Source organism: Ectothiorhodospira sp. BSL-9 (assembly GCF_001632845.1).
Classification (GTDB): Bacteria; Pseudomonadota; Gammaproteobacteria; order Ectothiorhodospirales; family Ectothiorhodospiraceae; genus Ectothiorhodospira.
Window position 1 is genome coordinate 723784 of the sequence record NZ_CP011994.1, and the last position, 26686, is coordinate 750469.

Below are 26686 nucleotides of genomic sequence, written 5' to 3' on the forward strand. Positions count from 1 at the left end.
TGCAAAATAAAGTGATTTGTTTGATTGCCGGGTTAATAACGCCTAAATAAAAGGCGCTTTTTCAGCGTCCTTTTTGATTTTTTTGTTATGCGATGTTTCTGGGTAATACACATACTCTGAGCTTTGATTCTTTTTCATTCCAACCATTAAGAAAACGGCCATACAGAACAAGCCTACAAGAAAATTAATTGGCATAGCTATATACCATGGCTGGGCTTCCCAGAAGTCGAAGAAGTTCATAATTATTGGTTGGTTTCCATTATCTGAAAATAACCAGGCACCAAATGTAAATAAAATCATCCCTTGGGAACACAGTGACAATAAGTTTTTTGATTCAATGTCATGCTCATGCCTTTCGCAGAATCTCAGTAAAGCTGTATTTCCATCTTCGGCTGCTTTTCTAATTAATGACTCAATCCTTTCATGACCATCCCCAGGATAATCATTTAGTATTTTGTGATTTTTGGTGATGTAGGAAATACCTATGAGAAGAAGAGGCCAGATAATAAACCAAAATCCAGGTAACACGGCAGCAAAAATAAACGAGAAAAGACCAACCCCAAGCAGAATATCTTGAATATCAAGAGTGGTTTTAACCCATTCCCACGAGAGTATGGTCACTCCCTCGCCATACTGGATCATAAGGATGCAATCTAAAAATGTAATACCAGCAAGTAATACAAATAGCCATGACAGCTGCATTGATTTTTGAATCGCTGAAATTTTAACTTGCTTCCATAATTCCATTTTTACTCCTTGATCGCATAACATGGGGTAGACCCAACATATAAGCGTTTATCTGCCGTGCGCAGCATGGCCGATAAACGTCTGTTGGACGAAGCCGTGTGTGCACATACTCTATAATGGGAATTGTATTGGCCGCAGCGGGCCAGGGAGGGCATTTGCAGTCCTGTGATCAGCACGACAGGCCTTCATCGGTTCCTTCCAGACAATTTCACCCATTTCGGAGGCATCCCTGACAGTCGGTTCAGACTCAACATAGCCCGATTTCATGCTCGGTTTCAATGTCCTAGCCGCAGTCGAGCCCGACCTCTGCTAAGGCCATCTCAAAGCGGCTTATCGTCAGCGATGTTTCAGTGACTTAGCATCGTCGCTCCTGGAAAGGGAAGGGAGATACAGCCTTCGGGATTTCAGCAACCACATGCAACTGGCCGGCGCGGCATTTAGGACAAGGGTAGTGAGGCGGGTCCGCAGCCGGGGGGACTACCGGCGCTCTCGGGACCTAGTCCTTCAATGCCACCCTGATCAGGTCAAGTTTGCGCCGTCGGCAACGATTGGCAAGAAAACCGTAGTGCCTCACGCGCATGAGACCTTTCGGCAGGATGTGCTGCAGGAAGCGACGCACGAACTCTTGCCCGGTCAAGGTCATGACCTTGCGTTGCTCGCTCCGATAATCTTTGTAGGTAAACTGAACTCCATCATCATCCACTCCCAGTATCCGCCGGTTGGTGATGGCGATGCGATAGGTATATCCGAGAAACCACGCTGGCACATGGTGTCCAGCATCTGATGACGAAGGGGTGTCATGGCGATTCTCCTCTCGAACCTCGGCCAAGGAGGCGGCCCTGAAAGGAGTTTCGATGAATAATTGCTCTGCGGGGGCGAAGACGGGGAAAGCTGCCGCTAATGCGGCTTAGTTCAACGTTTGGGTTAGCCGGCCCCGCCACTGAGCCAGACCGGCTTTGCCACCGCCGAGCTTACCGGGGTCCGGCTGAACCCATTGTTAGGGGCGGCGATGGGCGCTACCATCTCCCTGGTAGCTATTTCTGGAGTTCCTATGACCGCTGAGCCGTTGCAGCGCCTACGCTCCGAAGCCCTGGCACTTTCCGAGGCTGAACGGGCGGAATTGGCCCATGATCTGATCCAAAGCCTTGATGCGCCCCGTGACAATGGGGTCGAAGATGCCTGGGAGCGTGAAATTTCCCGTCGAATCGGTGAGATCGATGCGGGACAGGCAGGATTGGTGGAGCGGTCTGAATTTCGTAGGCGTATGCGCGAAAGAATTGAGCGCGAATAGTGCCCCGGTTGCGAGTTCTCCGCCAGGCTGCCGACGAAGCGGAAGCGGCGGCGGCTTGGTATGAGCAAGGACGACCGGGCCTTGGGGCTGAGTTTTTTGAGGCCATTGAAGCTGGCCTTGATGTTATCGATATCGTTGTCGTCGATCGCGGCGATGAACGGCTCGTTGTAGCGTTTGCTCATCATTCTCGGAATCCTGGCTATTGGCGAGATCGTACTAGCCCCTAATAGCATTCCTGCAGAAATACCCGCTTCCCACAGACAAGGAACAGGCGCAAACGGTGCGCTCATTTCAGTCATGGTAGCCCCCTATGCATTCGATGCGGACGATAGTCCTCGATGCTAAGCGGTCCCGGAAACACGTTCCGCTCGCTCTTCGGGGTCAACACGGACCTGATGCCGCAGGTGGGGTCGCAGCCAGTCCAGGATGGGGTCCACGTGACGGGCGAATCCGTCGGGGTCGTTATGCTGCACATCGGGCAATTTGAGCAACGTGGCCTGGGGGTTCTCCTGGGCCAGACGGTGGGCGTGCCAGGGAGGCACCACCGTATCCTGGCAACCATGCACCAGCAGCAGCGGCGCCTTGATCTTCGCCACGGTGGTGCGCGGGGCGATGTCATCGAAGCGATGGCCGATGAGCCATTCCACGCTGCGATTGATGATCAGCCCCAACGGCCGGCGGGGGATGCCCCGCTCCTGGAGCCAGCCGTTCATCATGGGTTCGGGGTGGGAGAAGGCAGACAGACTGATCACCGCCCGGATCCCCGGGTTGCGCGAGGCGGTGAGCAGCACTGCCCCGGCCCCCACGGAATGCCCCAGCAGGATGAAATCCCCGTAGCCTCGCGCCCGTAATCCGGCCATGACGGCTTCGGCATCCTCGGCAAAGCGGGGCAGCGAGGCAAAGGTGTCATCATCGCTCTGGCCATGGCAACGGGCATCGAACACCGCCACGTTGAGCCCCTCACTCAGCAGCCTTGGCACCATGAACAGCAGATGCGAGCCATTGGCCCCCCAGCCATGCACCATGACCACCACCGGCGCGCCGGGGTGGCTCAGATACCAGGCGGCGGACAGGGTCCGCCCCCGGCGCGTGGGCACCCGGACCCGTTCGGCCGGGATGGCCAGGCTTTCAGGGTCATTCACCCAGCGCCGATCCCGGATGCGAAAGGCGCGCTGCAACCACAGGCGCAGGGAGAACAGGACCACGGTAATCAGCACCGTTGCCCCGATGAGGGATATCAAGATTGTCATGGCATCCAGGGGGCCGACCGGCCCCGATTCAAGTGATATTCCAGGGCACTTCCGCCCCGAGGCGTGTTCAAACAGGCATGGACATTCCACTACTGATCATCGGCGCCCTTCTGTTCGCCACCCTGACGGCCTTCGTGCTGGGTATACTGCCTTACCCGATAGGCTGGATCATTCTGACCATGGCTTTCATCGGGCGCCTGATGTTCATCAAGGCGCGTTGATGGCATTTAGCGGCCTTGGGCCAGTATAATAACCAACCATCGGCTCACCATTGATCACGGAGCCCACCTCCGGGCATGATCAGGGCAAATACCGAACGACGGGATGCGCAGCCCAAAGCTTTGGCCGCGCCCCTTGGCATGGCGCCAGGCGTGGAGTTGAATTCACGCAGGCCCCGGGGCATTAGGCCCCATTCCGAAAGGCTGTGATGACACCACCTTTCACTGGCGGCGGGCTGGTGCCCGTCTATGGCCGAATACCCGACCCTATACCCGATCTTGAAGTCATCCACCCAGGGTGGTCGGCCTGAAACCGAAGCAAATGATCCTGCCCCTGGAGCAAACTGATGCCGTTGACCCGACGTCGATTCAATCAATTCCTGATAGGAGGGCTGGGCCTGACCCTTGCCCCCGTCACCCTGGCCGAATTGCAGGAGGGCCGGGACTGGCGCGCCATCTCCCGCCCCCAGAGCGAGGCCCCTGAGGGCAAGATCGAGCTGCTCAAGTTCTTTTCCTACGGCTGCCCCTTCTGTGGCCAGCTCAATCAGGTGATGAAGCCCTGGCTTGAGGACTTACCGGAGGATGTGGTGTTCCGCCGTGTTCCGGTCTCCTTCAATCGCTCTGCCTGGGCCAATCTCTCCCGCCTTTACTTCGCCCTGGAGGCCACCGGGGAACTGGAACGACTGGACCAGGAGGTCTTCGATGCCATCGGCGAGCGCCGTGAACGGCTGTTCACCGAGCAGGCGATCATGGACTGGATGGACGACCGCGACGTGGATACCGAACGGTTTGCCGAAGCCTTCCATGCCTCCCGTACTCAAACCCTGGTGGCGCGCGGCGACCGGTTGCAGTCCCGATACCGCATCAACAGCGTCCCCACCCTGGTGGTGGATGGCCGCTACGTGGTGGTGGGCGAAGATGCCCGCACCTATCAGGACCTGCTGGATATCACCGAACAACTCATGGACAAGGCCCGTGCCACCTGATCCCTCGCCCACCCGCCTTGCAATCCCCTCATCCTTTCATGGAGACAAAGACCATGATGTCAGCCATTCACCTGTCATCCCGCCTACCCTGGCTCATCCACGCGACGACCTAGCCATGAACGATTCCCAACCCACCTCTCCGCGCCGTCGGCTGCAAAGCCTGCTGGCCATTCCCGATAGCCAGCGCACCGAAGAACAATGGGATGAGCTCATCGAGCTGGAAATCTCCCTGGCTCCGGTCAACCAGAAAAAACCCGGCGAACAAACCGCCGAACCGGCTGGCCGCGCACCACGCGGCGGCGGGCCCAAGCGCCCCCGTGCCGGCGGCAACGGCGGTGCACGCAAGAAGACCTTCAGCAACAAGAAGACCGCCTCGCAGGGCGGCCGCAGCGCCCCCCGGGGAGCCGTAAGCGAGTAGGACCGACCCGCGCCGGGGGCCTTATCCCCGTGCCCGGGAGATGCGCAGCACCTCGGGCACCCGGCGCAGGCGGCGCATCAGGTCCGCCAGGTGCTTGCGGCTGCGCACGCTCAGGGTGAATGTGATGGTCGAGGCATGACCATCACGTTCGTCGAACGAGACATTCTCGATATTCGAACCCATATCGGCGATCACCGAGGCCAGATTCGCCAGCACACCCCTTTTATTGGCGGTCTGTGCGCGGATGGCAGCGGCGTATTCCTGAGTCGAGTCCTCCGACCAGGCCACCGGTATCCACTTGTCCGGCTTGTTGCGATACTCCGCCACGTTGCGACATTGCTCGCGATGCACCACCAGCCCCCGGCCGGCACTCATCACGCCCACGATGGGGTCGCCGGGTATGGGGTGACAGCACTTGGCGAATGACAGCACCATGCCTTCGGTGCCCTTGACCGCCAGGGGCTTGCCCAAGGTGGCCGGCGAAGGCGCAGCCTCATCGGCTCCTGCGTCCGCATCATCGCTGCAAAGACGCCGCGCCACCAGGGTGGCCATGCGGTTGCCCAACCCCACGTCGCCCAGCAAGGCGTCCAGATTGGGGAGTTGCAGATCCTCCAGCAGGCCCTGCATCTGCTCCGGGGGGATCTCCTCCAGGCTCTTGCCGACGCCGATCAGGGCCTTGTCCAGCAAGCGACGGCCGAGGCTGACCGCCTCATCCTGCTGCAGGTTCTTGAGGTAATGTCGAATCGCGGCCCGGGCCTTGCCGGTGACCACAAAATTCAGCCAGGCGGGATTGGGGCGTGCGCCAGGGGCGGTGATCACCTCCACCGTGCGGCCACTCTCCAGCTTGGTGGACAGCGGCGCCAGGCGCCGGTCGATCTTGGCCGCCACGCAGGTGTTGCCCACATCCGAGTGCACTGCGTAGGCAAAGTCCACCGCCGTGGCTCCCTTGGGCAACTCCATGATCTCGCCCCGGGGCGTGAAGATGTAGACCTCTTCGGGGAACAGGTCCACCTTCACGTTTTCCAGGAACTCCATGGAGTTGCCAGCGGCCTGCTGGATCTCCAGCACGCCCTTGAGCCATTCCCGGGCCCGGGCCTGGGCAGAGGCGGACTGACGATCGCCAGCCTTGTAAAGCCAGTGGGCGGCGATGCCGCTTTCCGCCACCCGGTCCATCTCCTCGGTACGGATCTGTACCTCGATGGGGATGCCATGGGGGCCAAACAGGACGGTATGCAGGCTCTGGTAGCCGTTGGCCTTGGGGATGGCGATGTAGTCCTTGAAGCGACCAGGCACCGGCTTGTACAGGTTGTGGACCACGCCCAGGGCCCGATAACAGGCATCCACATCGGTGACCACGATGCGGATGGCAAAGACGTCGAAGACCTCTTCGAAGGACAGGCGTTTTTGCCGCATCTTGCGGTAGATGCTGTAGAGGTTCTTCTCCCGGCCGATGATGCGCGAGACAATCCCCGCCTCCTCCATGCGCGAGCAGATGGCCGTCTCGATCTTCTGCATGACCTCCTTGCGATGGCCACGGGATTTTTTCACCGCATCCTGGAGCACCTTGTAGCGCAGCGGGTTGTGGGAGGCGAACCCCAGCACTTCCAGTTCACGCCGGATGGCGTTCATGCCCAGGCGCTGTGCTATGGGGGCGTAGATCTCCAGGGTTTCCCGGGCGATGCGTCGCCCCTTGTCGGGCCGCATGACCCCCAGGGTGCGCATGTTGTGCAGGCGATCCGCCAGCTTGACCATGATCACCCGCAGGTCCCGGGTGATGGCCAGCATCATCTTGCGGAAGTTCTCGGCCTGCGCCTCGGCCTTGGAGCGGAACTTGAGATGGGTGAGTTTGGAGACGCCATCCACCAGTTCGGCTACATCCTCGCCAAACTCCTCGATGATGCGTTCCTTGCTGATGTGGGTGTCCTCCATGACGTCATGGAGGATGGCAGCGATGATGCTGCGGTGGTCCATCCGCATCTCGGCCATGGTCTTGGCCACGGCCAGGGGATGGACGATATAGGGGTCGCCGCTCAGGCGGGTCTGGCCCTCATGGGCCTCCGCGCCGAACAGATAGGCGCGATACACCTCGCTGACCTGGTCGGGCTCCAGGTAGCTCTCCAGATAGGCGCACAGATCCTTGGCCATGAACCGGGTGGTGTCCAGGGACGCGGAGGGATTGGTGGCCTGGCTGGGTGTGGCACTCTCGACCATGGGGCATGCTTGCGGGCCTGTCTTGCCCGCGGATCCCGATGAGGATCCGCACGGGGGACTAGATCTCCGTTCGCACCTCCTCTTCGCTCACCTGGGAGGGGCCGGCATGCTCCCGTGCCACCACTTCATCCAGCACTTCGGGGCCCACCAGTCCTTCGGCGATCTCGCGCAGGGCCAGCACGGTGGGCTTGTCGTTTTCCCAGTCCAGATGGGCATGGGCACCGCCGGCCAGTTGCCGGGCGCGCTTGGCAGCGACCAGCACCAGGTGGAAGCGGTTGTCCATATTGTCCAGGCAATCTTCAACGGTAACGCGGGCCATGGTCGGCTCAACTCCTGATTCTTTCGGAAAAAACGGTTAATACTAGGGGTTTGCTTCCCCGGACGCCAGCAAATCCCGCAACAGCGCTTCATGGCGATGCCGCTGCGGTCGGGTGTGCAGGCGGTTGGCGGTAAAGATGGCAGCCAGTTCTGCCAAGGCCCGATCGAAGTCGTCGTTCACCACCAGATAATCGTATTCATCAAAGTGGCTGATCTCTTTGACAGCTTCCCCCAGGCGCCGTTCGATGACGGCGTCGCTGTCCTTGCCCCGGGCATGCAGGCGCTGGCGCAACTCATCACGGGAGGGGGGCACGATGAACACCGACTGACAATCGGGCATCAGACGCCGCACCTGCTGCGCCCCCTGCCAGTCGATCTCCAGGATCACGTCCAGACCGCGCCCCAGTTCCGCCTCCACGGCCGCCCGGGACGTGCCGTAGTAATGATCGAAGACCCGGGCATGCTCCAGGAAGGCGCCATCCTCGATCATGCCCAGAAACTGCTCGGCATTCACGAAGTGATAGTGCTCCCCATCCACCTCCCCATCGCGGGGTTTGCGGGTGGTGTGGGATACGGATACCACGAGACTGGGCCGCGCCTTGAGCAGAGCGGCCACCAGCGAGGTCTTGCCCGCCCCGGAGGGGGCGGAAATGATGTAAAGGGTTCCCCTGATCAAGGGTCGGGCCTCCGGCCAATATGCAACGAAGGCCCTAGGTTAACCCAATGAACGGCCTGAGTGCAGGCGCCAGGCGCCTCAGTCCATCAGATCCACCTCGATGCCCTGTTCGTACAGGGACTGGGCGCGGCCATCCAGATAGCGCTGCAGTTCCGGTTCCTCCCGATAGGCGCCGGTGGCCACGTAGGCCATCACCGACTGCACATGGAAGCTGCGCAGATACCCCTCCGTGCGGATCACCTCGCCATCCTCGGCCGTGTAGAGGGCCATGGTGGGGGTGTAGAGCACGCCGGCCTCACGGGCCCATTCCCGGGCCGTGGTGCTCACACCATCGGGGGTGACCAGCGGGGTGTCGGACCAGATGTCCACCTGGGCCACCTGGAAGCGCTCCAGCTGGGCCTGAGTCTCCTCACGCTCCAGGATATCCCCATGCAATTCATCACAGGCAGAGCATTGGGCCTGTTCAAAGAAGACCACCAGGGGCTTGTCACCTTCCTCGAGGGCCGCCGCCAGATCCATGGGGGGCTGCATCCAGTCCTGGCGCACATGCAGTTCTCCCGAAGCGGGTTCACCGCCGGCCTGCTCGAAATACTCGGGGAAGCTCATCTCATTCTCGAGGCCCTCGCCGATGTAGGACAGGGCGGCACGGAAACGATGCGGCTCGTAATAGCCATTGAGACGTGCCACGGTCTCGAAGTCTTCATTGAACATGAGCAGGGTGGGGGTGAACTGCACGCCCAGATCTCGGGCAAAGTCCCGCTCCGTGGTGTCACGGCCCTCCATGTCGGTGACCTCTCGGGCCCCCCACATGTTGATGGCGATGACGTGGAAGTATTCCTGGGTCTTTTCGGCGATGTCCCGCTGACCGAAATTATCGCGGATCAGCTTCTCGCAGTAGGGGCAACCGTCCTGGTAGAAATACAGCATCAGCCGCTTGCCCTCAGCGGCGGCCTCCTCCACATCCTCGCGGATATCCAGGAAGGACTCATGGAACCAGGGGGGCGGCTCCACCCACCCGGGATTGACCATGCCGGGCGCCAGCCGGGGGCCGTCTTGCGCGACCCCCGCAGCGGGCAGGCACATCAGGGCGATCAAACTCACCCAGCGATAGAGTTTTATTGTCATGTTGCCTCCTTTGGCTCAGGCCACCGGCCTTGAATGAACGTAGACCAAGGGCGCGAGGCGGGCAACTTGATAAAACTCAATCCGAACCGCCGTCACCCTCCGACGCTGCATCACCGCTACGCTCACCCATGCCGGTCTGCAGCGCGTTGTAGCGCGCCCAGGCATGGAACCCGCGGGCATTGGCGGTAATGGGCTCTTCCACGGTTCGGGCATGGGGGATCCGCTCGCGCAGATAGCGGGACATCACCTGACCACCGCCGCCCGTGATGAGCACAAAGGGATAGTCATCCACCTGCCACAGGGAGTTGATCTCCACCAGCAACTTGGTGGCCAGATCCTGGAACACCTGATCCCGCAGGCCACTGATATCCACCTTGCGCCCGGAGACATTCAGCTCGCCGTCGATGATGGCCTCGTCCAGGGTGTAGGTCTCACGCTCCAGGCCGTACCTGGCATTGAGCAGCTCGGCGATTTCGTCGTATCCGTGGGAGATGCCGATGGGCACCGTGCGGCTGAAGGCCGGGGCGTATTCGCCGTCCACGATGGTGGCGAAATCGCTGGTGCGAAAGCCCACGTCGATGATGCCCACCCGGCCATCCAGCATGGGGCTGTCCTCGCGCAGGTTGCCCCTTTCATCCAGCACCATGGACCAGAAGGTGCCCACTGGCTGAGGCACCACGTCGATGCGGTCCAGGCGCACGCTGTAGGCATGACGCTGACTGCCGATGCGGCGGATGACCTCGTGATCCCCCTGCAGGCGTCGCACCAGGTCGTCGGCCATGTGCATGCGCCCCGGCGGCAGGCCGGTGACCACGAAAAAGCTGTTGAGGCTCTCCTTGCAGTACAGGGCCAGCGTGCCCAGACAGAGGATGAGGATGTCATCCCCCTCGGCGCGGGTGGAGGACAGCCCCCGGTAGGCGATGCGGGAATGGCGGATGGCCAGATCTCCCAGGAAATACTCCCGCCCCCCAACCGAGACGCGCAGGTCCTCCGTCGGCGGCGGGCGCCTGAAGCCCAGGGACATGGGGGCGTGGGTCCCTGCCTCGCCCACCACGCTGGGGAAGACGTAACCGTTCTGCCCATCCTCCGCCTTGATGTAGCCGTAGCCCATGTCCAGCCCGATACAGCGATCCATAAATGTCGTCCCCTCTTGGATGGAGGTCAGTGGGTGGGTGGTTCAGTGATGACGTGGGTGTATTACAGACCCTTCAGCCCCGGTTTGGCAAACACATCATTCGCAAAACGCACAAGACCCGGCAGTGCCGGGCCTTGTGGGATGAAGTGACCCGTGGGTCACCCTACTCCCGGTGGTAACCGGTGACCCGGTCCACCTCGTTGCGGGACCCCAGGATCACCGGCACGCGCTGATGGATCTCATTGGGGCTCAAGGTCATCATGCGCTCCCGACCGGTGGTGCAGGCGCCGCCGGCCTGCTCGATGAGAAAGGCCATGGGGTTGGCCTCATACATCAGGCGCAGCTTGCCGCCCTGCCCCTTGGCCTGGATCTTGGAATCCAGGGGATACATGAACACCCCGCCACGGGTCAGGATGCGATGCACCTCGGCCACCATGGAGGCGATCCAGCGCATGTTGAAGTCCTTGTCCCGGGCGCCGTCCCTGCCCTCCAGGCATTCGCCGATGTAACGCTTCACCGGCTGTTCCCAGAAGCGCATATTGGAAGCATTGATGGCGAATTCCTGGGTATCTTCCGGGATCTGCACATTGGAGTGGGTGAGCAGGAACTCACCGAAATCACGGTCCAGAGTGAACATGTTGGTGCCGGTGCCGGTGGTCAGCACCATCATGGTGGAGGGCCCGTACACACAGTAGCCGGCGGCTACCTGCTCCGTACCGGGCTTGAGGAAATCTTCCTTGCTGGGGTTACGCACGCCGGGCGGCGCCTTGAGGATGGAGAAGATGGTGCCCACCGAGACGTTCACATCGATATTGGAGGAGCCGTCCAGGGGGTCGAACAGCACCAGATACTTGCCCCGGGGCGCATCTTCCGGCAGATGATAGACGTCGTCCATCTCTTCGGAGGCCAGGGCGGCCACGTGGCCGTTGTGGGCCAGGGCCTCGATGAAGATCTCGTTGGTGATCACGTCCAGCTTCTTTTGCTCCTCCCCCTGCACGTTCTGGGTGCTGGCGGTGCCCAGCACACCCACCAGATCACCCTTGTTGACCAGGTCGGAGATCTTCTTGCACGCCACGGAGATGTCGTTGAGCAGGCCGGTGAACTCCCCGGTGGCCCCCTCGAACTTGCGCTGGGTTTCGATGATGAAGTTGGTGAGAGTGGTACCGATATGCATGTTGCCGTTTTCCTATGGTGGTGTTGAAAGATCCTGACGCAGCCATCGTTGTTGTGGTTTCGGCCGGAGTACTCCGGGGGCCACGCATCACTGTTGGCTATACTAACAGAACCTTTTATCACCTCCCATGGCGGGAGGGGGGCCAAAGCCCCTCTCCCGGGGAAAGCACCTACTCCACCGTAATCGTGATCTGCTCGGACACCACCGGCGGATCAAAGCTGGCGTGCCGGTAGTCCATGAACAGCAACTGCAGGGTATGCGTGCCGGACTCCAGTTCCAGCTCCGCCTCCGTCTGGCCACCACCGAAGTGCACCGTCTGATCGGTGAAGGGCAGCGGCGCATCCAGGTTCACATCATCCAGATCCTTGTTCACCAGCAGGTGATGATGACCCGTATCAGGGCGATCCACCCCGGCTGGAGCAACCCCCGCCCCCTTGAGCCCCATGCGCACCGTCACCGGCGAACTCACGGTCTCCCCATCCGTTGGTGTGATGAAATAAACCTCTACCCCTTCTGGCGGCGCCGGGCGATTGAGATCCGCCTGGACAACCCCCAGGGGCAACAATGCGGCGACAGCCAAAGTGACCACTGCGCGGGACATCACGCTCATAACACGCCTCCTTCCAGTTATTCTGTTCGTTTGCCTGTTCCTGCTTGTTGACTATAGCACTGCGGATTAATTGGCGCAGATGGCCGCTTTGCAAATGCCGCACCGCTTGATCGGCATGGCCAAACTCCAGATACTCACAGGCACATCTTCAGGATTCTGCCGTTCCCTATGGGAAATGGCAGCCGCACATCCACACGACCGGGAGTCATCCATCATGTCCAGCACAATTTCCCTTGAGCCGCATCCCGCGGCCGCTCTACCCACCCATCCAACGATCCAGCTGGCCGAGGCCGCCACCGATGGCGCCGCAGACAAGGCCGAGGCATCCGCACACACCCTGCCCTCAGCCCTCACCGGCGAGCGTCGCACGCTGCAAAGCAAGGCGGGCAGTCTGTGCTATTACCACGCAGCCCCTAAAAGCGAGGAGCAGCGTACCGACGTCCCCCTGCTGCTGATTCACAGCGTGAACGCCGCTGGCTCCGCCTATGAGGTCAAGCCGCTTTACGATCACTACGCCAAATGGCGTCCGGTGTATGCCCTGGAACTGCCCGGCTTTGGTGGCTCGGATCGCAGTGACCGTGCCTATACGCCCCGCCTGATGACGGACGCCGTTCATGCCATGGTGGAGGAAATCAAACGCCTGCACGGCGAGGGCCAGGTGGACGCCGTTGCCCTCTCCCTGGGCTCGGAGTTCCTGGCCCGCGCCGCCCATGAGTCTCCCGACGCCTTCCGCAGCATCGGCCTGGTGAGCCCCACCGGCTTCAAGGGCACCGGTCGCCTGGATGGTCCGGCGGAGAGCACCCGGGGCATGCCCTGGCTGCACACCTTCTTCGTGCGTGCCCCCTGGAGCCAGGGGCTGTTCAATGCCCTCACCAAGCGCAGCGTGATCCGCTACTTCCTCAACAAGGCCTGGGGCTCCAAGGACATCGACCTGGGCCTGCTGGAATACAGCGTGGCCACCACCCGCCAGCCGGGCGCCAAGAATGCTCCCTACCACTTCCTGGCCGGCAACCTCTTCAGCGCCGACATCACCACCATCTACGAGTCCCTGAAGCTGCCGGTGTTCATGGTGCATGGTGAGCGGGGCGACTTCGTGGACTTCAAGGGTAAGGCAGTGGTGGCCAAGCGCCCCAACTGGCTCATCTACGAGATGCCCACCGGTGCCCTGCCCTATTTTGAAATGCCCGAGTCCTTCGTGGCCGAATACGAGGCCTTTTTGCAGAACCAGGTGATGAAGGCGTAAGGCGGATTCCCTCTGATGGAATTCATCTACGATTTCGCCATCTTCCTGGCCAAGGCGCTCACCATCGTGGTGGCCATCCTGGTGGTGCTGGGCAGTCTTGCCAGCACCGCCGCCAGCGCCCGGGATCGCGGCCAGGACCACCTCAATGTGCGTCGTCTCAACGACCGCTACCGCCACATGGAGAACACCTTGAAAAGCCGTTTCGCCGCACCCAAGGGGTGGGCGGCGCGGCTCAAACGCCTGCGCGGTGGCAAAAAGGCCGAGACCGGGCTGGATCCGTCCCCGGACCCGGATCGAGCCCGGGTGTTCGTGCTGAAGTTTCACGGCGACATCCGGGCCTCCCACGTGGAGAGCCTGCGCGAGGAGGTGTCCACGGTGCTCACCCAGGCCCGGGAGGGTCTGGATCACGTGGTGGTCTGCGTGGAAAGCGGCGGTGGCATGGTGCCCCATTACGGCCTGGCGGCCTCGCAGCTGGTGCGTCTGCGTGATGCGGGCCTCAAGATCACGGTCTGCGTGGACCGGGTGGCGGCCAGCGGCGGCTACCTGATGGCCGCCGTGGCCCACCGCATCATCGCGGCGCCCTTTGCCATCGTCGGCTCCATCGGTGTGGTGGCGCAACTGCCCAACTTCCACCGCTGGCTCAAACGCCGCAACGTGGATATCGAGCTGCTCACCGCCGGCGAATACAAGCGCACCCTCACCGTCCTGGGCCGTAACACCGCCGAGGGCCGGGCCAAGTTCCAGGAAGACCTGGAAGAAACCCACACCCTGTTCAAGACCTTCCTGTCCCGCTATCGCCCCGCTCTGAACATGGATCAGGTGGGCACCGGGGAGCACTGGTACGGCGAACAGGCCCGCCCCCTGGGCCTGGTGGACGAACTGGGCACCAGCGACGATGTGCTGATGAAGCTGGCCCGGGAGCATGATCTCTACGAGATTACCTACAAGCGCCGCCAGAGCCTGGGCAAGCGCATGGGCACCGCGATGGAGAGCATCACCGACCGTTTACTGGGTGGGCGGGGATAACAAAAACGAAGCCCGGATATCGACCAGTCTCCCTGGTGTCGGGGGCCGGTGCGCGGGTTTCAGCCGCAGGAAGCGGCTGCAAAGCCTACATGGATGTATTCACGGCGTCCCGCGCACCGGCCCCCGACACCAGGGAGACGCCCCCGGACTCTGAACCCAGGCACCCTGGCATTTGTGCAACAAGGAAGCAGGCCAAAAAAAACGCCACGAAGGGCAACCCTCATGGCGTTTTTCCATCTGGTCGGAGTGAAAGGATTCGAACCTTCGACCCCCGCCTCCCGAAGGCGGTGCTCTACCAGGCTGAGCTACACTCCGATTGACTGTGGAACTGGCCGTCCCGACAGGGTGCGTATTGTGCTACGAAGCATCGTGAAAGTCCAACACCGCAGAGCCCCGTCCATCACCCACCGTACTCAATACCCCCGACCCACGGAAAACCGCGCCAGGGACGCCATGGCATCCCGGTAAGGGCTCTCCGGCAGGACGGACAGGGCCTCAATGGCATTATCCGCCTCCTGCTCCGCCATGCGACGGGTGTACTCGATGGAATCCGTGGCCTGGATGGCGGCCAGCACCCGCTCGGCATAATCACGCCCGCCCTTCTCGATGGCCTCACGCACCAGGGCCGCATCCGCCTCGCTGCCCACACGCATGGCATGGATCAATGGCAGCGTCGGTTTACCCTCGGCCAGATCATCACCCATGTTCTTGCCCATCGCATCAAGGTCACCGCTGTAATCCAGCACATCATCAATGAGCTGGAAGGCCGTGCCCAGGTGCATCCCATAAGCCGCCAGCCCCTGGATCACCGCCTCGGGCTGCTCCGCCAGCACCGGGCCGACCCGCCCGGCGGCATCGAAGAGCTTGGCCGTCTTGGACTGGATCACATGCATGTACCGCTCTTCGGTGGTATCCGCGTCATGGCAGTTGAGCAGCTGCATCACCTCGCCCTCGGCCACCGTGCTGGTGGTGTGGGAAACGATCTCCATGATGCGCATGTCGCCGATCTCCACCATCATCTCGAAAGAGCGGGAGTAGAGGAAATCGCCCACCAGCACACTGGCCTCGTTGCCGAAGCGCGCGTTCGCGGTCTCCCGGCCTCGGCGCATTTCCGAGGCATCCACCACGTCGTCGTGCAGCAGGGTGGCCGTGTGGATGAACTCGATGACCGCAGCCAGCTCGATGTGCTGCTTGCCCTGATAGCCGCAGGCCCCGGAGGACAGCAGCACCAGCATGGGGCGCAGGCGCTTGCCGCCACTGCTGATGATGTAGTGGCCCAGCTGGTTGATGAGCACCACAGGGGATTGCAGACGCCGACATATGCAGTCGTCGACCGCCTTCATGTCGTCGGCGATCAGGTCGCGAATCTGGTTAAGGTCCATGGACGGAATTTGATCACTAAGGGAGGGAGCCTCGGGCATGCTAGGAACGGAGTGGTTAAGTGTCAAGGCGTATCCCTGAGTTTGCGTGTGTTTCTATTTGACCACCGCTTGCGGCGCAGGTAAACTTCCGCGTCTTTGGATTGAAGACCTTTTCGGAGAACATCAAAGATGTACGCGGTTATCGCTACCGGTGGCAAGCAGTACCGGGTTGCCCAGGGTGAAAAGCTCCGGGTCGAGAAGCTCGACGCGGAGGAAGGCACCTCTGTGGAATTCGACAACGTCCTGCTGGTCGGCAGCGGCGAAGACATCAAGGTGGGTGCACCCTACGTGGAAGGCGGCAAAGTGACCGCGACCATCAAGTCCCACGGGCGCGGCGAAAAGGTGGAGATCATCAAGTTCCGCCGTCGCAAGCACTCCCGCAAGCAGATGGGGCACCGCCAGCACTACACCGAGCTGGAAATCACTTCCATCGCCGGCTGATAGAAGAGGTAACAGCAAATGGCACATAAGAAGGCAGGCGGCAGTACTCGTAACGGCCGCGACTCAGAAAGCAAACGTCTTGGTGTGAAGCGCTTCGGCGGCCAGGCCGTGATCGCCGGCAACATCATCGTTCGTCAGCGTGGCACCCAGTTCCACCCCGGCCTGAACGTGGGCTGCGGCAAGGATCACACCCTGTTCGCCAAGGCGGACGGCAAGGTGGTATTCGAGACCAAAGGTCCCAAGGGCCGCAAGTACGTGAGCGTACTCGCCGCCTGATTGCCGGCCACAAGCGGCAGCAAGGACTCCAAAGCCCCGGCCTTCCGGGGCTTTTTTAATGCCCCTACCTCCCCCGTGGAACCACAGGAGAGGGTGTCGCTTTGCCCCCGGGCGACGTATCCTGACAGGGCACCCACCACCCCGGAACAAGAAGCCACCCCATGAAATTCGTTGATGAAGCCACCATCAAGGTCAAGGCCGGAGACGGCGGCAACGGCTGCGTGAGCTTTCGCCGGGAGAAATACGTCCCCTTTGGCGGCCCGGACGGCGGCGACGGGGGCGACGGCGGTTCCGTCTACCTGGTGGCCACCCACGACCTGAACACCCTGGCGGATTTTCGCTTCCAGCGGCACTTCGAGGCCGGGCGCGGTGAGAATGGCCGTGGCCGCAACATGACCGGCCACGCCGGCGAGAACCTGGAAGTGGAAGTGCCGGTGGGCACCCTGGCCTTCGACGCCCAGACCGGCGAGCTGATCGGCGATCTGGTGGACCATGGCCAGAAGCTGCTGGTGGCCCAGGGCGGTTTTCACGGCCTGGGCAACACCCGCTACAAGAGCTCGGTGAACCGGGCGCCGCGCCAGTCCAAGCCGGGTACGCCCGGGGAACTGCGCCAGCTGCGCCTGGAACTGAAGGTTCTGGCCGATGTGGGTCTGCTGGGACTGCCCAACGCGGGCAAGTCCACGCTGATCTCCAAGGTCTCCGGCGCCCGCCCCAAGGTCGCTGATTACCCCTTCACCACCCTGCACCCCAACCTGGGCGTGGTCCGCGTGGGGCCGCTGCAGAGTTTCGTGATGGCCGACATCCCCGGGCTCATCGAAGGTGCGGCGGAGGGGGCAGGACTGGGCATACAGTTCCTCAAGCACTTGTCCCGCAACCGCCTGCTGCTGCACCTGGTGGACATCGAACCACCCGATCCTGAGCAGGCGCCTGAGCAGGCGGTTCGCGTGATCGAGCAGGAGATGGCCCAGTTCGACCCGCAATTGCTGGAACGCCCTCGCTGGCTGGTGATCAACAAGGTGGACCTGATCCCGCCGGATGAGCGCGAGGCGCGCTGTCAGGCCGTGATCGAGGCTCTGGACTGGAAGGGACCGGTCTTTCACATCTCCGCCTTCACCGGCGAGGGCACGGACACCCTCACACAACAGGTCATGAGATACCTGGAAGAGCATGACAGCGACACGTGAAGCACTGGGCAAGTCCCGCCGCTGGGTCGTCAAGATTGGCTCGGCACTGATCACCAACGACGGCCAGGGCCTGGACATGCAGGCTCTGGCCGGCTGGGCTGACCAACTGGCCAGGCTCAGCCGCGCCGGCCACGAGATCATCCTGGTGTCCTCCGGGGCCGTGGCCGAGGGCATGACGCGCCTGGGCTGGACGGAGCGACCGTCGGCCCTTTATGAGTTGCAGGCGGCGGCCGCCGTGGGGCAGATGGGCCTGGTGCAGGCCTATGAGAGCCATTTCCAGAAGCATGGCCTGCATGCGGCACAGGTGCTGCTCACCCATGATGACCTGGCCGATCGGCGTCGTTATCTCAATGCCCGCAGCACCCTGCGCACGTTGCTGCGCATGCACGCCATCCCGGTGGTGAATGAGAACGACACCGTTGCCACCGAGGAGATCCGCTTTGGCGACAATGACACCCTGGCGGCCCTGGTGTGCAACCTGGTGGAGGCGTCATTGCTGGTGATCCTCACCGATCAAAAAGGCCTTTATGACCGTGATCCGCGCACCTTTCAGGATGCCCGCCTGGTCTCGGAAGGGCTGGCCTCGGACCCCAGTCTGCTGCGTCTGGTGGCTCCCACCTTCGGCCGACTGGGCAGCGGGGGCATGGCTACCAAGCTCACGGCCGCGGCCCGCGCGGCCCGCTCAGGCACCCACACACTGATCGCCTCCGGGCGCACGTCCGGGGTGCTGGAGCGGATCGCTGCCGGTGAGGACCTGGGCACGCTGCTGCGCCCTGACCGGGAGCCTCTGGCTGCACGCAAGCAGTGGATCGCAGGGCAGTTGGTTTCCCGCGGGGAGTTGCTGCTGGATGCCGGTGCTGCACGAGTGATCAAGGAGGCGGGCCGCAGTCTGCTGCCGGTGGGGGTCACCCATGTGAAAGGGCGTTTCTCCCGGGGCGAGGTGGTCACCTGTCTGGACCCGGATGGCCGCCCGGTGGCCCGGGGGCTGGTGAATTACGCCGCTGACGAGGCCCGTCGGATCATGGGGCGGCGCGCCGACGAGATCGAGTCCATCCTGGGCTATGTGGATGAACCGGAGCTCATGCATCGGGACAATCTGGTGGTGTTGTAGGGTGCGGGGAGCGCAGCCCGGCCGGGTGCGGACAGACTGCAGAGGTAGCGGCCCTGCCGGGTGCGGACAGACTGCAGAGGTAGCGGCCCTGCCGGGTGCCGGATGTCTGTTGGCGGGACGCCGTGAATACATCCATGTAGGCTCTGCAGCCGCTTCCTGCGGCTGAAGCCCGCCAACAGACATCCGGCACCCGACAGTGCCTTGATGCATTCCAGCCTGGATGCCTGTTACTCGATCTTGATGTAGGCGAAACCCTTGGTGTTCTGCAGCTCGGCCAGGCGCACCACGCCGGATGGCACCATGGAGACCCCGTCGTACAGTTCATCCTCCGGCAGATCCAGGGCCGAGCGGGTGAGGTCGCACAATTCCACCTTCACGCCGTGCATGGAGATCAGTGAGCTGAGCCGACCGCGCAGGTTGTCACGTTCGGCGGCCAGGGTGTCGTCCTCGGCGAAGGGGGAGTCTTCCAGGGGGTCGTCGGTCAGGAAGCGGATGCCATGGGAGACGGCGACGATGCGGATGTCGTGATCCATCAGTTCATTCTCGTAGTGCACCGCCATGTTGTTGATGCTGGTGAGCATGGCGCTGAACCGGCGGGGATCAGAGAAATCGGCGTGGTAGACCACGCGAGCGGCGGGGTCCGCAGCGGCAGCCGTGGACGGCACCACCAGGAAGGCCAGGCTGATGAGAAGCCAGGCCATGGCCAGGCCCTGCCAGCGTTTCAGTCCCGAAGCCGCGGTTCGGCCTTCGTGAGCGCTCATCCCGTTCGGACAGGATTGTGTCATGACGTATCCTCCATTGGTGTTCCCCATCGCCTCCTCTGGCGGCGGGTGCAGCCAAGAGTGGCAGCCGCACTGCGGTGGATCAATCTGCAGCGCAGCAAGTTCATGAAAGATGCGGGCATCAGGGGAATTGACATTCCCCCCGCTTCCATGCAAGATTGCCGGCTTTTCCGGAACTGACCCGAATTTTCAGGAGATTACCTTGGCCAACATCGCCTCAGCTCGCAAGCGTGCCCGCCAGAGCGAAAAGAATCGCCAGCACAACATGGCCGCGCGTTCGCGCTTTCGCACTGCCATCAAGAAGGTGCTGAAGGCTGTGAAAGCAGGTGACAAGGACACCGCCACCAGCGCCTACCAGGCGGCTGTGCCGGTCATCGACAAGTCCGTCTCCAAGGGCGTCCTGCACCGCAACAAGGCAGCGCGTCACAAGAGCCGTCTGAACGCACGAGTGCGGGCGCTGTAATCGACGTGGCTCCCTTCTCCCCTTGGGGGAGAAGGGCTGGGGATTCCCTCACCCCAACCCCTCTCCCCGGGGGAGAGGGGCTTTCTGGTTCATCTGTGATGATGTGCCTGTGAACCCGGTCATTCCGGGTTTTTTTGTACCCGGCCACCCGTGAGCTCGCGTCAACCGATGAGCCGACTGCTCAAGTCCACTGCCGTCGTCAGCGCCATGACCCTGGTGTCGCGGCTGTTTGGCTATCTGCGGGACATGGTGCTGGCAGTGAGTTTCGGGGCCAGCGGGGCCACCGACGCCTTCTTTGTCGCCTTTCGCATTCCCAACTTCCTGCGCCGGTTGTTTGCCGAGGGGGCCTTCTCGCAGGCCTTCGTGCCGGTGTTTGCCGAGTTCCGCGAGCAACGCGGTCACCAGGCCCTGAAGGATCTGGTGGATCATGTCAGCGGCGCCCTCACCCTGGTACTGTTCATCACCACCTTGCTGGGGGTGATTGCGGCGCCCCTTTTGATCAGCGTGTTTGCCCCCGGATTTCACGGGGAGGATGGCCGTCATGCCCTGGCCACCGACATGCTGCGCATCACCTTCCCCTACCTGCTGTTCATCTCGCTCACCGCCATGGCCGGGGGCATCCTCAATAGCCTGGGGCGGTTCGCCGTGCCGGCCTTCACGCCTGTGTTCCTGAACCTGTCCATGATCGCCGCCGCCGTCTGGGGGGCGCCGCATTTCGAGGAGCCCGTGGTGGCCCTGGCCTGGGGCGTGTTTGTGGCCGGCATCGTTCAGCTGGCCTTCCAGGTGCCCTTCCTGATGCGCCATGGCCTGATGCCACGCCCCCGGCTGCGCCGGGCCCACGAGGGCGTGAAGCGCATCGCCAAGCTCATGCTCCCGGCCATCTTCGGCACCTCGGTGGTGCAGATCAATCTGCTGGTGGACACCCTGATCGCCTCGTTCCTGGCCGCCGGCTCCATCACCTGGCTGTATTTCTCCGACCGCTTCGTGGAACTGCCCCTGGCCCTGTTCGGCATCGCCATCGGCACGGTGATCCTGCCGCGCCTCTCCGGAGAATATGCCCGCAAGGACCCGCAGGCCTTCAGCAAGACCCTGGACTGGGCCCTGCGTCTGTCCCTGCTCATCGCCCTGCCCTCGGCCCTGGGCCTGATCCTGCTCGCTGCCCCCATCCTCGCGGCACTCATCCAGTATCAGGAGTTCCTGGAGAGCGACACCCGCATGGCCGCCCTGTCGCTGATGGCCTATGCCATGGGTCTGCCCGCCTTTATCCTGATCAAGATCCTGGCGCCGGGGTACTTCTCCCGCCAGGACACCAAGACCCCGGTGAAGGTGGCGGTGATTGCCATGCTGGCCAATATGGTGCTGAACCTGGCCATTGTCGTGCCCTGGGTGTGGATGGGCTGGCCCGGGCCCCATGCCGGCCTGGCCCTGGCCACATCGCTGTCGGCCTACCTGAATGCCGGGCTGCTCTATCGCGGGCTGCGCCGCGATGGCATCCTGGTGATCCTGCCAGGCTGGCTGGGACTGTGGTGGCGCATGCTGCTGGCGGCCGGCCTGCTCACCCTGCTGTTGCTGCTGCTGACCCCGGAACTGAGCCAGTGGAGTGAATGGCCGGCGCTGACCCGGGTGAGCGCCCTGCTGGGCCTGATCGCCCTGGGTGGCGGGGCCTATGGGTTGGCACTGCTGGCCACGGGCGTACGACCGCGGGCGTTCCTGCTGAGGTGACCCGCCGGGACGGCTGCGACCCTGTAAACGTTCCACCCCCCCACGTATAATCGAGGCTTTTGCGGCCAATCCCATGGAACTGATTCGCGGTGCCCACAACCTGAGGCCCCGACACCGGGGCTCGGTGGTCACCATCGGCAACTTCGACGGTGTGCACCTGGGGCATCAGGCGGTGCTCGGGCAACTGGCCGAAAAGGGGGCCGAACTGGGCCTGCCCACCGTGGCGGTCACCTTCGAGCCCCTGCCACGGGAATACTTCATGGGCGAGCGCTCGCCGGCCCGGCTGCAACGCTTCCGGGACAAGCTCCTGGCCATGCGCCGTTTTTCCATTAACCGGCTGCTGTGCCTGAACTTCAACCCGGCCCTGGCCGGGATGAGTGCCCAGGACTTCATCCGGGAACTGCTGGTGGAGCGCCTGGGTGTGCGTCACCTGGTGGTGGGTGATGACTTCCGCTTTGGCAAGGGCCGCGCCGGCAACTTCGAAACCCTGCGCGAGGCGGGGCGTGTGCATGGTTTCGATGTGGCGCACATGCACACCTTTCACATCGATGGGGCCCGGGTGAGCAGTACCCGCATTCGTGGCGCCCTGGCCGAAGGCCGCATGGACGAGGCCGAAAAACTCCTGGGCCGCCCCTATCGCATCAATGGGCGCGTGGCACATGGCGACAAGAAGGGCCACCTGCTGGGCTTCCCCACCGCCAACCTGCGCCTGGGCCCCTGCCCCATGGCAGTGCGCGGCGTGTTTGCGGTGGAGGTGTTCGGCCTGCCCGGCGAACCGGTGCAGGGCGTGGCCAACGCCGGCACCCGTCCCACGGTGGGGGGCATCCAGAACCGCCTGGAGGTGCATCTGTTCGATGTGGATGCCGACCTCTACGGAAAACACCTGCATGTGGACCTGCTCCACCGCCTGCGGGATGAACAACGCTTCGCCTCCCTGGATGAGCTGCGCGCGCAGATCGCCCGGGACGCTGACCATGCCCGTGCATTCTTTCAGGTGCGGCCCAGCGACGCCCGTTCGCCGGACTGAATCGAGGATTTCCAGCTTGACCGACTATAAAGACACCCTGAACCTGCCCAAGACCGACTTCCCCATGCGCGGCAACCTGGCCAAGCGCGAGCCGGACATGCTGGCCACCTGGGAACAAGAGGGGCTGTACCAGCAGATCCGCCAGGCCAGCGCCGGTCGGCCCCGCTTCGTACTGGCCGACGGTCCGCCCTATGCCAATGGGGACATTCACATCGGTCATGCGGTGAACAAGATCCTCAAGGATGTCATCGTCAAGAGCCGCACCCTGGCGGGCTACGACGCCCCCTACGTGCCCGGCTGGGATTGCCACGGCCTGCCCATCGAACTGCAGGTGGAGCGCAGCCAGGGCAAGGCCGGCAAGGGGGCGGACGCCCGTGCCTTCCGCGAGGCCTGTCGCCACTACGCCCAGGATCAGGTGAACCGCCAGCGCGAGGACTTCAAGCGCCTGGGCGTACTGGGTGACTGGGAAAACCCCTACCTCACCATGGACTACGCCGTGGAGGCGGACATCATGCGCGCCCTGGGCCGCATCATCGACCGTGGCCACGTGATCCAGGGCAACAAGCCGGTGCACTGGTGCGTGGACTGCGGTTCCGCCCTGGCCGAGGCTGAGGTGGAATACGAGGACAAGACCTCCCCGGCCATCGACGTGCGCTTCCGTGCCCTGGAAGACGAGGATCTGCTCAGACGCATGCATGTGGATGGTGATGCCGGCAGCGGCCCCATCAGCGTGGTTATCTGGACCACCACCCCCTGGACCCTGCCCGCCAACCAGGCCGTGGCCCTGAACGGGGAACTGGAGTACGCCCTGGTGGCCGTGAATGACGAGCGCCTGCTGGTGGCCACCGAACTGGTGGACAACCTCATGCAGCGCTACGATCTGGAAGGGCACCACATCATCGGTCGTGCCCAGGGCGCAGCCCTGGAAGGCCTGCTGCTGCAGCACCCCTTCTACGACCGCCACGTGCCTGTGATCCTGGGTGAGCACGTGAACCTGGAGGCCGGTACCGGCGCTGTGCATACCGCCCCGGGCCATGGTCAGGACGACTATATCGTCGGCCGCCGTTACGACCTGCCCGTGGAAAACCCGGTGGGGGGCGATGGCCGCTTCCTGCCCTCCACCGAGCTGTTCGCCGGGCTGAACGTGACCGAGGCCAACGGCCGCATCCTGGAAGTGCTCAAGGAACGCGAGGCGCTGGTGCATGTGGAGAAACTGCGCCACAGCTATCCCCATTGCTGGCGCCACAAGACCCCCATCATCTTCCGGGCCACCTCCCAGTGGTTCATCAGCATGGACAAGGCGGAACTGCGCGACGGCGCACTCAAGGCCATCGAGCAGGTGCAATGGGTGCCCGACTGGGGCCGCGCCCGCATCGAGGGCATGGTGGGCAACCGCCCGGACTGGTGCATCTCCCGACAGCGCAACTGGGGCGTGCCCATCCCCCTGTTCATCCACAAGGAAACCGGCGCCCTGCACCCGGACACCCAGGCCCTGATCGAGGCCGTGGCCCAAAAGGTGGAGCAGGAAGGCATCGAGGCCTGGTTCTCGCTGGACCCGAAGGAACTGCTGGGAGAAGACGCCGAACGCTTCGAAAAGCTGAGCGACACCCTGGACGTGTGGTTCGATTCAGGCGTGACCCACACCACGGTGACCGAGCGTCGCCCGGGCCTGGGCCTGCCGGCGGACCTGTATCTGGAGGGCTCCGACCAGCACCGGGGCTGGTTCCAGTCGTCCCTGCTCACCTCCGTGGCCATGCGCGGTGCCGCACCCTACAAGGCGGTGCTCACCCACGGCTTCACCGTGGACGCCCAGGGCCAGAAGATGTCCAAGTCCAAGGGCAATGTGGTGGCCCCCCAGAAGGTGATGGACACCCTGGGGGCCGACATCCTGCGCCTGTGGGTGGCAGCCACCGACTTCAGTGGCGAGATGGCCGTATCCGACGAGATCCTCAAGCGCACCGCCGATGCCTATCGGCGCATGCGCAATACCGCCCGGTTCCTGCTGGCCAACCTCAACGGTTTCGATCCGGCCACCGACCTGCTGCCTGCCGAACGCATGCTGCCCCTGGACCGCTGGGCCGTGGACCAGGCCCTGCAGGTGCAGCAGCATGTCATCCGCGCCTACGAGCAATACCAGTTCCACCAGATCTACCAGCGGGTGCATAATTTCTGCTCGGTGGAGATGGGCAGTTTCTACCTGGACGTGATCAAGGACCGTCAGTACACCACCCAGGCGGACAGCCGCGCGCGCCGCTCGGCGCAGACGGCCATGTACCACATCATCGAGGCCATGACCCGCTGGCTGACGCCCATCCTCTCCTTCACCGGCGAGGAGATCTGGCAGCAGATCCCCGGCGAGCGCAACGCCTCGGTGCTGCTCAACACCTGGTATGACGGTCTCTTCCCCCTGCAGGACGATGCGCCCCTGGGTGTGGAGGACTGGCGCCGGGTGCTGGAGGTGCGCCAGTGCGTGAGCCGTGAACTGGAAAAACTGCGCAACGAAGGCGGCATTGGAGCCTCCCTGGATGCCGAGGTGGATCTCTACTGCGATGCCGGCCTGCAGGAGATCCTCAGTCGCCTGGGGGATGAACTGCGGTTCGTGCTGATCACCTCCTACGCCCGGGTACATGCCCTGGGTCAGGCACCGGCCACGGCCGTGGCTTCCGCCCTGCCCGACGGCACCGCCCTGGCCATCCGCGCCCTGCGCTGCGAGCATGCCAAGTGTCCCCGCTGCTGGCATCATCGGGAGGATGTGGGCAGCAGCGCCGAACACCCGGAGTTGTGTGGACGCTGCGTGGAGAACGTGGCGGGCGAGGGGGAGCAACGGGCGTTTGCCTGACCGGGCCGCCGCTTGCCCTCCCCCCAGAAGACAACCCAAGGCAAACAGAGACCCAACAACATGCTCAAATGGCTATGGCTCTCCTTCGGCGTGATCGTGCTGGACCAGATCACCAAGCGTATCGCCGAATATCAACTCGTGCAGTTCGCCCCCATGGAGATCCTGCCCTTCCTGAACCTGGCCCTGGTCTACAACCAGGGCGCCGCCTTCAGCTTCCTCAGTGACGCCGGGGGCTGGCAGCGCTGGTTCCTCACGGCCCTGGCACTGCTGGTCAGTGCCGTCATCATCTGGTGGCTGCATCGACTCCAGCGGGGCGAGACAGGCACCGCCATCAGCCTGGCGCTGATCCTGGGCGGTGCCATCGGCAATGTCATCGATCGGGTCCTGCACGGGCACGTGATCGACTTCATCGACGTTCACTACGCCGGCTACCACTGGCCCACCTTCAACATCGCCGACAGCGCCATTACCGTGGGCGCCGTGATCCTCATCGCCACCAGCTTTCTACCCGCCTCCCGTCAGAGGCAGGGCTCGTGATCGCCCCCGGCAGCCGGGTGCGGATGCACTACACCATCACCCTGGAAAACGGCCAGGTAGCCGACAGCACACGGGAAGATGACGGCGAGCCGGTGGAATTCACCGTCGGCGAGGGAGAGTTGCACGGCGCCCTGGAAGGACTGGTCACGGCGCTTTCGGAAGGGGCGTCGAGCACCACCACCCTCCCCCCGGAGCAGGCCTTCGGCTTCGCCACCGCCCAGGCGGTTCAGACCATGGAACGCAGCGACTTCCCCGAGGACATGCCCCTGGAACCCGGCCTGCTGGTGGGCTTCGACACCCCCAAGGGCGAGCAGATCCCGGGGCTCATCCGGGAGATGGAGGGGGACCGTGTCATTGTGGATTTCAACCACCCGCTGGCGGGACACACCATCACGGTGGAGATTGAGGTGCTGTCGGTGGAAACGCCGAACTGAATCAGTAGTGGCCTGCCCACT

28 protein-coding genes and 1 tRNA gene are annotated in these 26686 nt (G+C 62.9%); 16 read left to right on the forward strand and 13 right to left on the reverse strand.

Going from position 1 to position 26686, the window contains the following annotated elements; translation table 11 throughout:
* Positions 1–42: 42 nt before the first annotated feature.
* A complete protein-coding gene (locus ECTOBSL9_RS16845; protein WP_156500030.1) occupies positions 43–747 on the reverse strand; it encodes a hypothetical protein in 705 nt (234 codons plus the stop codon).
* 496 nt (positions 748–1243) lie between these two features.
* The gene (locus ECTOBSL9_RS03620) at positions 1244–1576 is read right to left on the reverse strand and encodes a transposase (RefSeq protein WP_168161526.1); all 333 of its coding nucleotides are present in this window, start codon (positions 1574–1576) and stop codon (positions 1244–1246) included.
* Positions 1577–1798: 222 nt separating this feature from the next.
* Here ECTOBSL9_RS03620 and ECTOBSL9_RS03625 point away from each other — a divergent pair, with 222 nt between their 5' ends.
* Positions 1799–2038: an addiction module protein gene (locus ECTOBSL9_RS03625; RefSeq protein ID WP_063463914.1), complete on the forward strand. Its 240-nt coding sequence runs from the start codon at positions 1799–1801 to the stop codon at positions 2036–2038.
* A gap of 341 nt (positions 2039–2379) precedes the next feature.
* Here ECTOBSL9_RS03625 and ECTOBSL9_RS03630 read toward each other — a convergent pair whose 3' ends face one another.
* Entirely contained in the window at positions 2380–3288 is a 909-nt protein-coding gene (locus tag ECTOBSL9_RS03630; RefSeq protein WP_063463915.1) for an alpha/beta hydrolase, read from the reverse strand.
* Between the two features lie 77 nt (positions 3289–3365).
* Here ECTOBSL9_RS03630 and ECTOBSL9_RS17135 point away from each other — a divergent pair, with 77 nt between their 5' ends.
* The 3 genes from ECTOBSL9_RS17135 (at position 3366) to ECTOBSL9_RS03640 (ending at position 4910) form a co-directional block, all read left to right on the forward strand.
* Positions 3366–3509: a hypothetical protein gene (locus tag ECTOBSL9_RS17135; RefSeq protein WP_168161527.1), complete on the forward strand. Its 144-nt coding sequence runs from the start codon at positions 3366–3368 to the stop codon at positions 3507–3509.
* A gap of 344 nt (positions 3510–3853) precedes the next feature.
* Positions 3854–4492, forward strand: a complete 639-nt coding sequence (locus tag ECTOBSL9_RS03635; protein ID WP_063463916.1) for a thiol:disulfide interchange protein DsbA/DsbL — start codon at positions 3854–3856, stop codon at positions 4490–4492.
* 115 nt (positions 4493–4607) lie between these two features.
* The gene (locus ECTOBSL9_RS03640; protein ID WP_063463917.1) at positions 4608–4910 is read left to right on the forward strand and encodes a hypothetical protein; all 303 of its coding nucleotides are present in this window, start codon (positions 4608–4610) and stop codon (positions 4908–4910) included.
* A gap of 21 nt (positions 4911–4931) precedes the next feature.
* On the opposite strand, the gene spoT is transcribed toward ECTOBSL9_RS03640, so the two are convergent.
* The 7 genes from spoT to ECTOBSL9_RS03675 all read right to left on the reverse strand — a co-directional run bounded on the left by spoT (position 4932) and on the right by ECTOBSL9_RS03675 (position 12150).
* A complete protein-coding gene (spoT, locus tag ECTOBSL9_RS03645; protein WP_063463918.1) occupies positions 4932–7121 on the reverse strand; it encodes a bifunctional GTP diphosphokinase/guanosine-3',5'-bis pyrophosphate 3'-pyrophosphohydrolase in 2190 nt (729 codons plus the stop codon).
* A 58-nt stretch (positions 7122–7179) separates the two neighbouring features.
* Positions 7180–7440, reverse strand: a complete 261-nt coding sequence (gene rpoZ, locus ECTOBSL9_RS03650) for a DNA-directed RNA polymerase subunit omega (RefSeq protein WP_063463919.1) — start codon at positions 7438–7440, stop codon at positions 7180–7182.
* A 42-nt stretch (positions 7441–7482) separates the two neighbouring features.
* The gene (gene gmk, locus ECTOBSL9_RS03655; protein ID WP_063463920.1) at positions 7483–8115 is read right to left on the reverse strand and encodes a guanylate kinase; all 633 of its coding nucleotides are present in this window, start codon (positions 8113–8115) and stop codon (positions 7483–7485) included.
* A 78-nt stretch (positions 8116–8193) separates the two neighbouring features.
* Positions 8194–9240 carry a thioredoxin fold domain-containing protein gene (locus tag ECTOBSL9_RS03660; protein WP_063463921.1) on the reverse strand — a complete coding sequence of 349 codons (1047 nt, stop codon included), beginning with the start codon at positions 9238–9240 and terminating at the stop codon, positions 8194–8196.
* Between the two features lie 76 nt (positions 9241–9316).
* Complete coding sequence (locus ECTOBSL9_RS03665) at positions 9317–10375, reverse strand: ParM/StbA family protein (protein ID WP_063463922.1); 1059 nt, start codon at positions 10373–10375, stop codon at positions 9317–9319.
* A gap of 163 nt (positions 10376–10538) precedes the next feature.
* Positions 10539–11549: a class 1 fructose-bisphosphatase gene (locus ECTOBSL9_RS03670; protein WP_063463923.1), complete on the reverse strand. Its 1011-nt coding sequence runs from the start codon at positions 11547–11549 to the stop codon at positions 10539–10541.
* A 169-nt stretch (positions 11550–11718) separates the two neighbouring features.
* Positions 11719–12150, reverse strand: coding sequence for a DUF4399 domain-containing protein (locus tag ECTOBSL9_RS03675; RefSeq protein ID WP_082830031.1), 432 nt, complete (start codon positions 12148–12150; stop codon positions 11719–11721).
* Positions 12151–12373: 223 nt separating this feature from the next.
* On the opposite strand from ECTOBSL9_RS03675, the gene ECTOBSL9_RS03680 reads away from it, so the two are divergent.
* Positions 12374–13402 (forward strand): alpha/beta fold hydrolase, encoded by a 1029-nt coding sequence (locus ECTOBSL9_RS03680; protein WP_082830032.1) that lies wholly within the window; start codon positions 12374–12376, stop codon positions 13400–13402.
* Between the two features lie 15 nt (positions 13403–13417).
* On the forward strand, positions 13418–14428 hold the full coding sequence (sohB, locus tag ECTOBSL9_RS03685; protein WP_063463925.1) for a protease SohB: 1011 nt from the start codon (positions 13418–13420) through the stop codon (positions 14426–14428).
* Positions 14429–14666: 238 nt separating this feature from the next.
* Here the strand turns inward: sohB and ECTOBSL9_RS03690 are convergent.
* Both ECTOBSL9_RS03690 and ispB read right to left on the reverse strand, forming a co-directional pair.
* Positions 14667–14743, reverse strand: a tRNA-Pro gene (locus tag ECTOBSL9_RS03690).
* A gap of 98 nt (positions 14744–14841) precedes the next feature.
* Positions 14842–15810: an octaprenyl diphosphate synthase gene (ispB, locus tag ECTOBSL9_RS03695; RefSeq protein WP_063463926.1), complete on the reverse strand. Its 969-nt coding sequence runs from the start codon at positions 15808–15810 to the stop codon at positions 14842–14844.
* Between the two features lie 168 nt (positions 15811–15978).
* Here ispB and rplU point away from each other — a divergent pair, with 168 nt between their 5' ends.
* The 4 genes from rplU (at position 15979) to proB (ending at position 18861) form a co-directional block, all read left to right on the forward strand.
* Complete coding sequence (gene rplU, locus ECTOBSL9_RS03700) at positions 15979–16290, forward strand: 50S ribosomal protein L21 (RefSeq protein ID WP_063463927.1); 312 nt, start codon at positions 15979–15981, stop codon at positions 16288–16290.
* 18 nt (positions 16291–16308) lie between these two features.
* The gene (rpmA, locus tag ECTOBSL9_RS03705; RefSeq protein WP_025282991.1) at positions 16309–16566 is read left to right on the forward strand and encodes a 50S ribosomal protein L27; all 258 of its coding nucleotides are present in this window, start codon (positions 16309–16311) and stop codon (positions 16564–16566) included.
* Between the two features lie 161 nt (positions 16567–16727).
* Complete coding sequence (gene cgtA / locus ECTOBSL9_RS03710; protein WP_063463928.1) at positions 16728–17750, forward strand: Obg family GTPase CgtA; 1023 nt, start codon at positions 16728–16730, stop codon at positions 17748–17750.
* Positions 17734–18861 (forward strand): glutamate 5-kinase, encoded by a 1128-nt coding sequence (gene proB, locus ECTOBSL9_RS03715; RefSeq protein ID WP_063463929.1) that lies wholly within the window; start codon positions 17734–17736, stop codon positions 18859–18861. The genes cgtA and proB overlap by 17 nt, the downstream gene beginning before the upstream one ends.
* Before the next feature lie 227 nt (positions 18862–19088).
* Here the strand turns inward: proB and ECTOBSL9_RS03720 are convergent, their stop codons facing one another.
* The gene (locus ECTOBSL9_RS03720; protein WP_063463930.1) at positions 19089–19622 is read right to left on the reverse strand and encodes a DsrE family protein; all 534 of its coding nucleotides are present in this window, start codon (positions 19620–19622) and stop codon (positions 19089–19091) included.
* A gap of 223 nt (positions 19623–19845) precedes the next feature.
* Between ECTOBSL9_RS03720 and rpsT the strand changes: the two genes are divergently transcribed.
* The 6 genes from rpsT to ECTOBSL9_RS03750 all read left to right on the forward strand — a co-directional run bounded on the left by rpsT (position 19846) and on the right by ECTOBSL9_RS03750 (position 26665).
* Positions 19846–20106 carry a 30S ribosomal protein S20 gene (gene rpsT / locus ECTOBSL9_RS03725; RefSeq protein WP_025282995.1) on the forward strand — a complete coding sequence of 87 codons (261 nt, stop codon included), beginning with the start codon at positions 19846–19848 and terminating at the stop codon, positions 20104–20106.
* 168 nt (positions 20107–20274) lie between these two features.
* Positions 20275–21828: a murein biosynthesis integral membrane protein MurJ gene (murJ, locus tag ECTOBSL9_RS03730; RefSeq protein WP_063463931.1), complete on the forward strand. Its 1554-nt coding sequence runs from the start codon at positions 20275–20277 to the stop codon at positions 21826–21828.
* Between the two features lie 73 nt (positions 21829–21901).
* Positions 21902–22855 carry a bifunctional riboflavin kinase/FAD synthetase gene (ribF, locus tag ECTOBSL9_RS03735; RefSeq protein WP_063463932.1) on the forward strand — a complete coding sequence of 318 codons (954 nt, stop codon included), beginning with the start codon at positions 21902–21904 and terminating at the stop codon, positions 22853–22855.
* A 16-nt stretch (positions 22856–22871) separates the two neighbouring features.
* On the forward strand, positions 22872–25694 hold the full coding sequence (gene ileS, locus ECTOBSL9_RS03740) for an isoleucine--tRNA ligase (protein ID WP_063463933.1): 2823 nt from the start codon (positions 22872–22874) through the stop codon (positions 25692–25694).
* 60 nt (positions 25695–25754) lie between these two features.
* Entirely contained in the window at positions 25755–26231 is a 477-nt protein-coding gene (lspA, locus tag ECTOBSL9_RS03745) for a signal peptidase II (RefSeq protein WP_063463934.1), read from the forward strand.
* A complete protein-coding gene (locus tag ECTOBSL9_RS03750) occupies positions 26228–26665 on the forward strand; it encodes a peptidylprolyl isomerase (protein ID WP_063463935.1) in 438 nt (145 codons plus the stop codon). Before lspA ends, ECTOBSL9_RS03750 begins: the two co-directional genes overlap by 4 nt.
* Positions 26666–26686 lie beyond the last annotated feature (21 nt).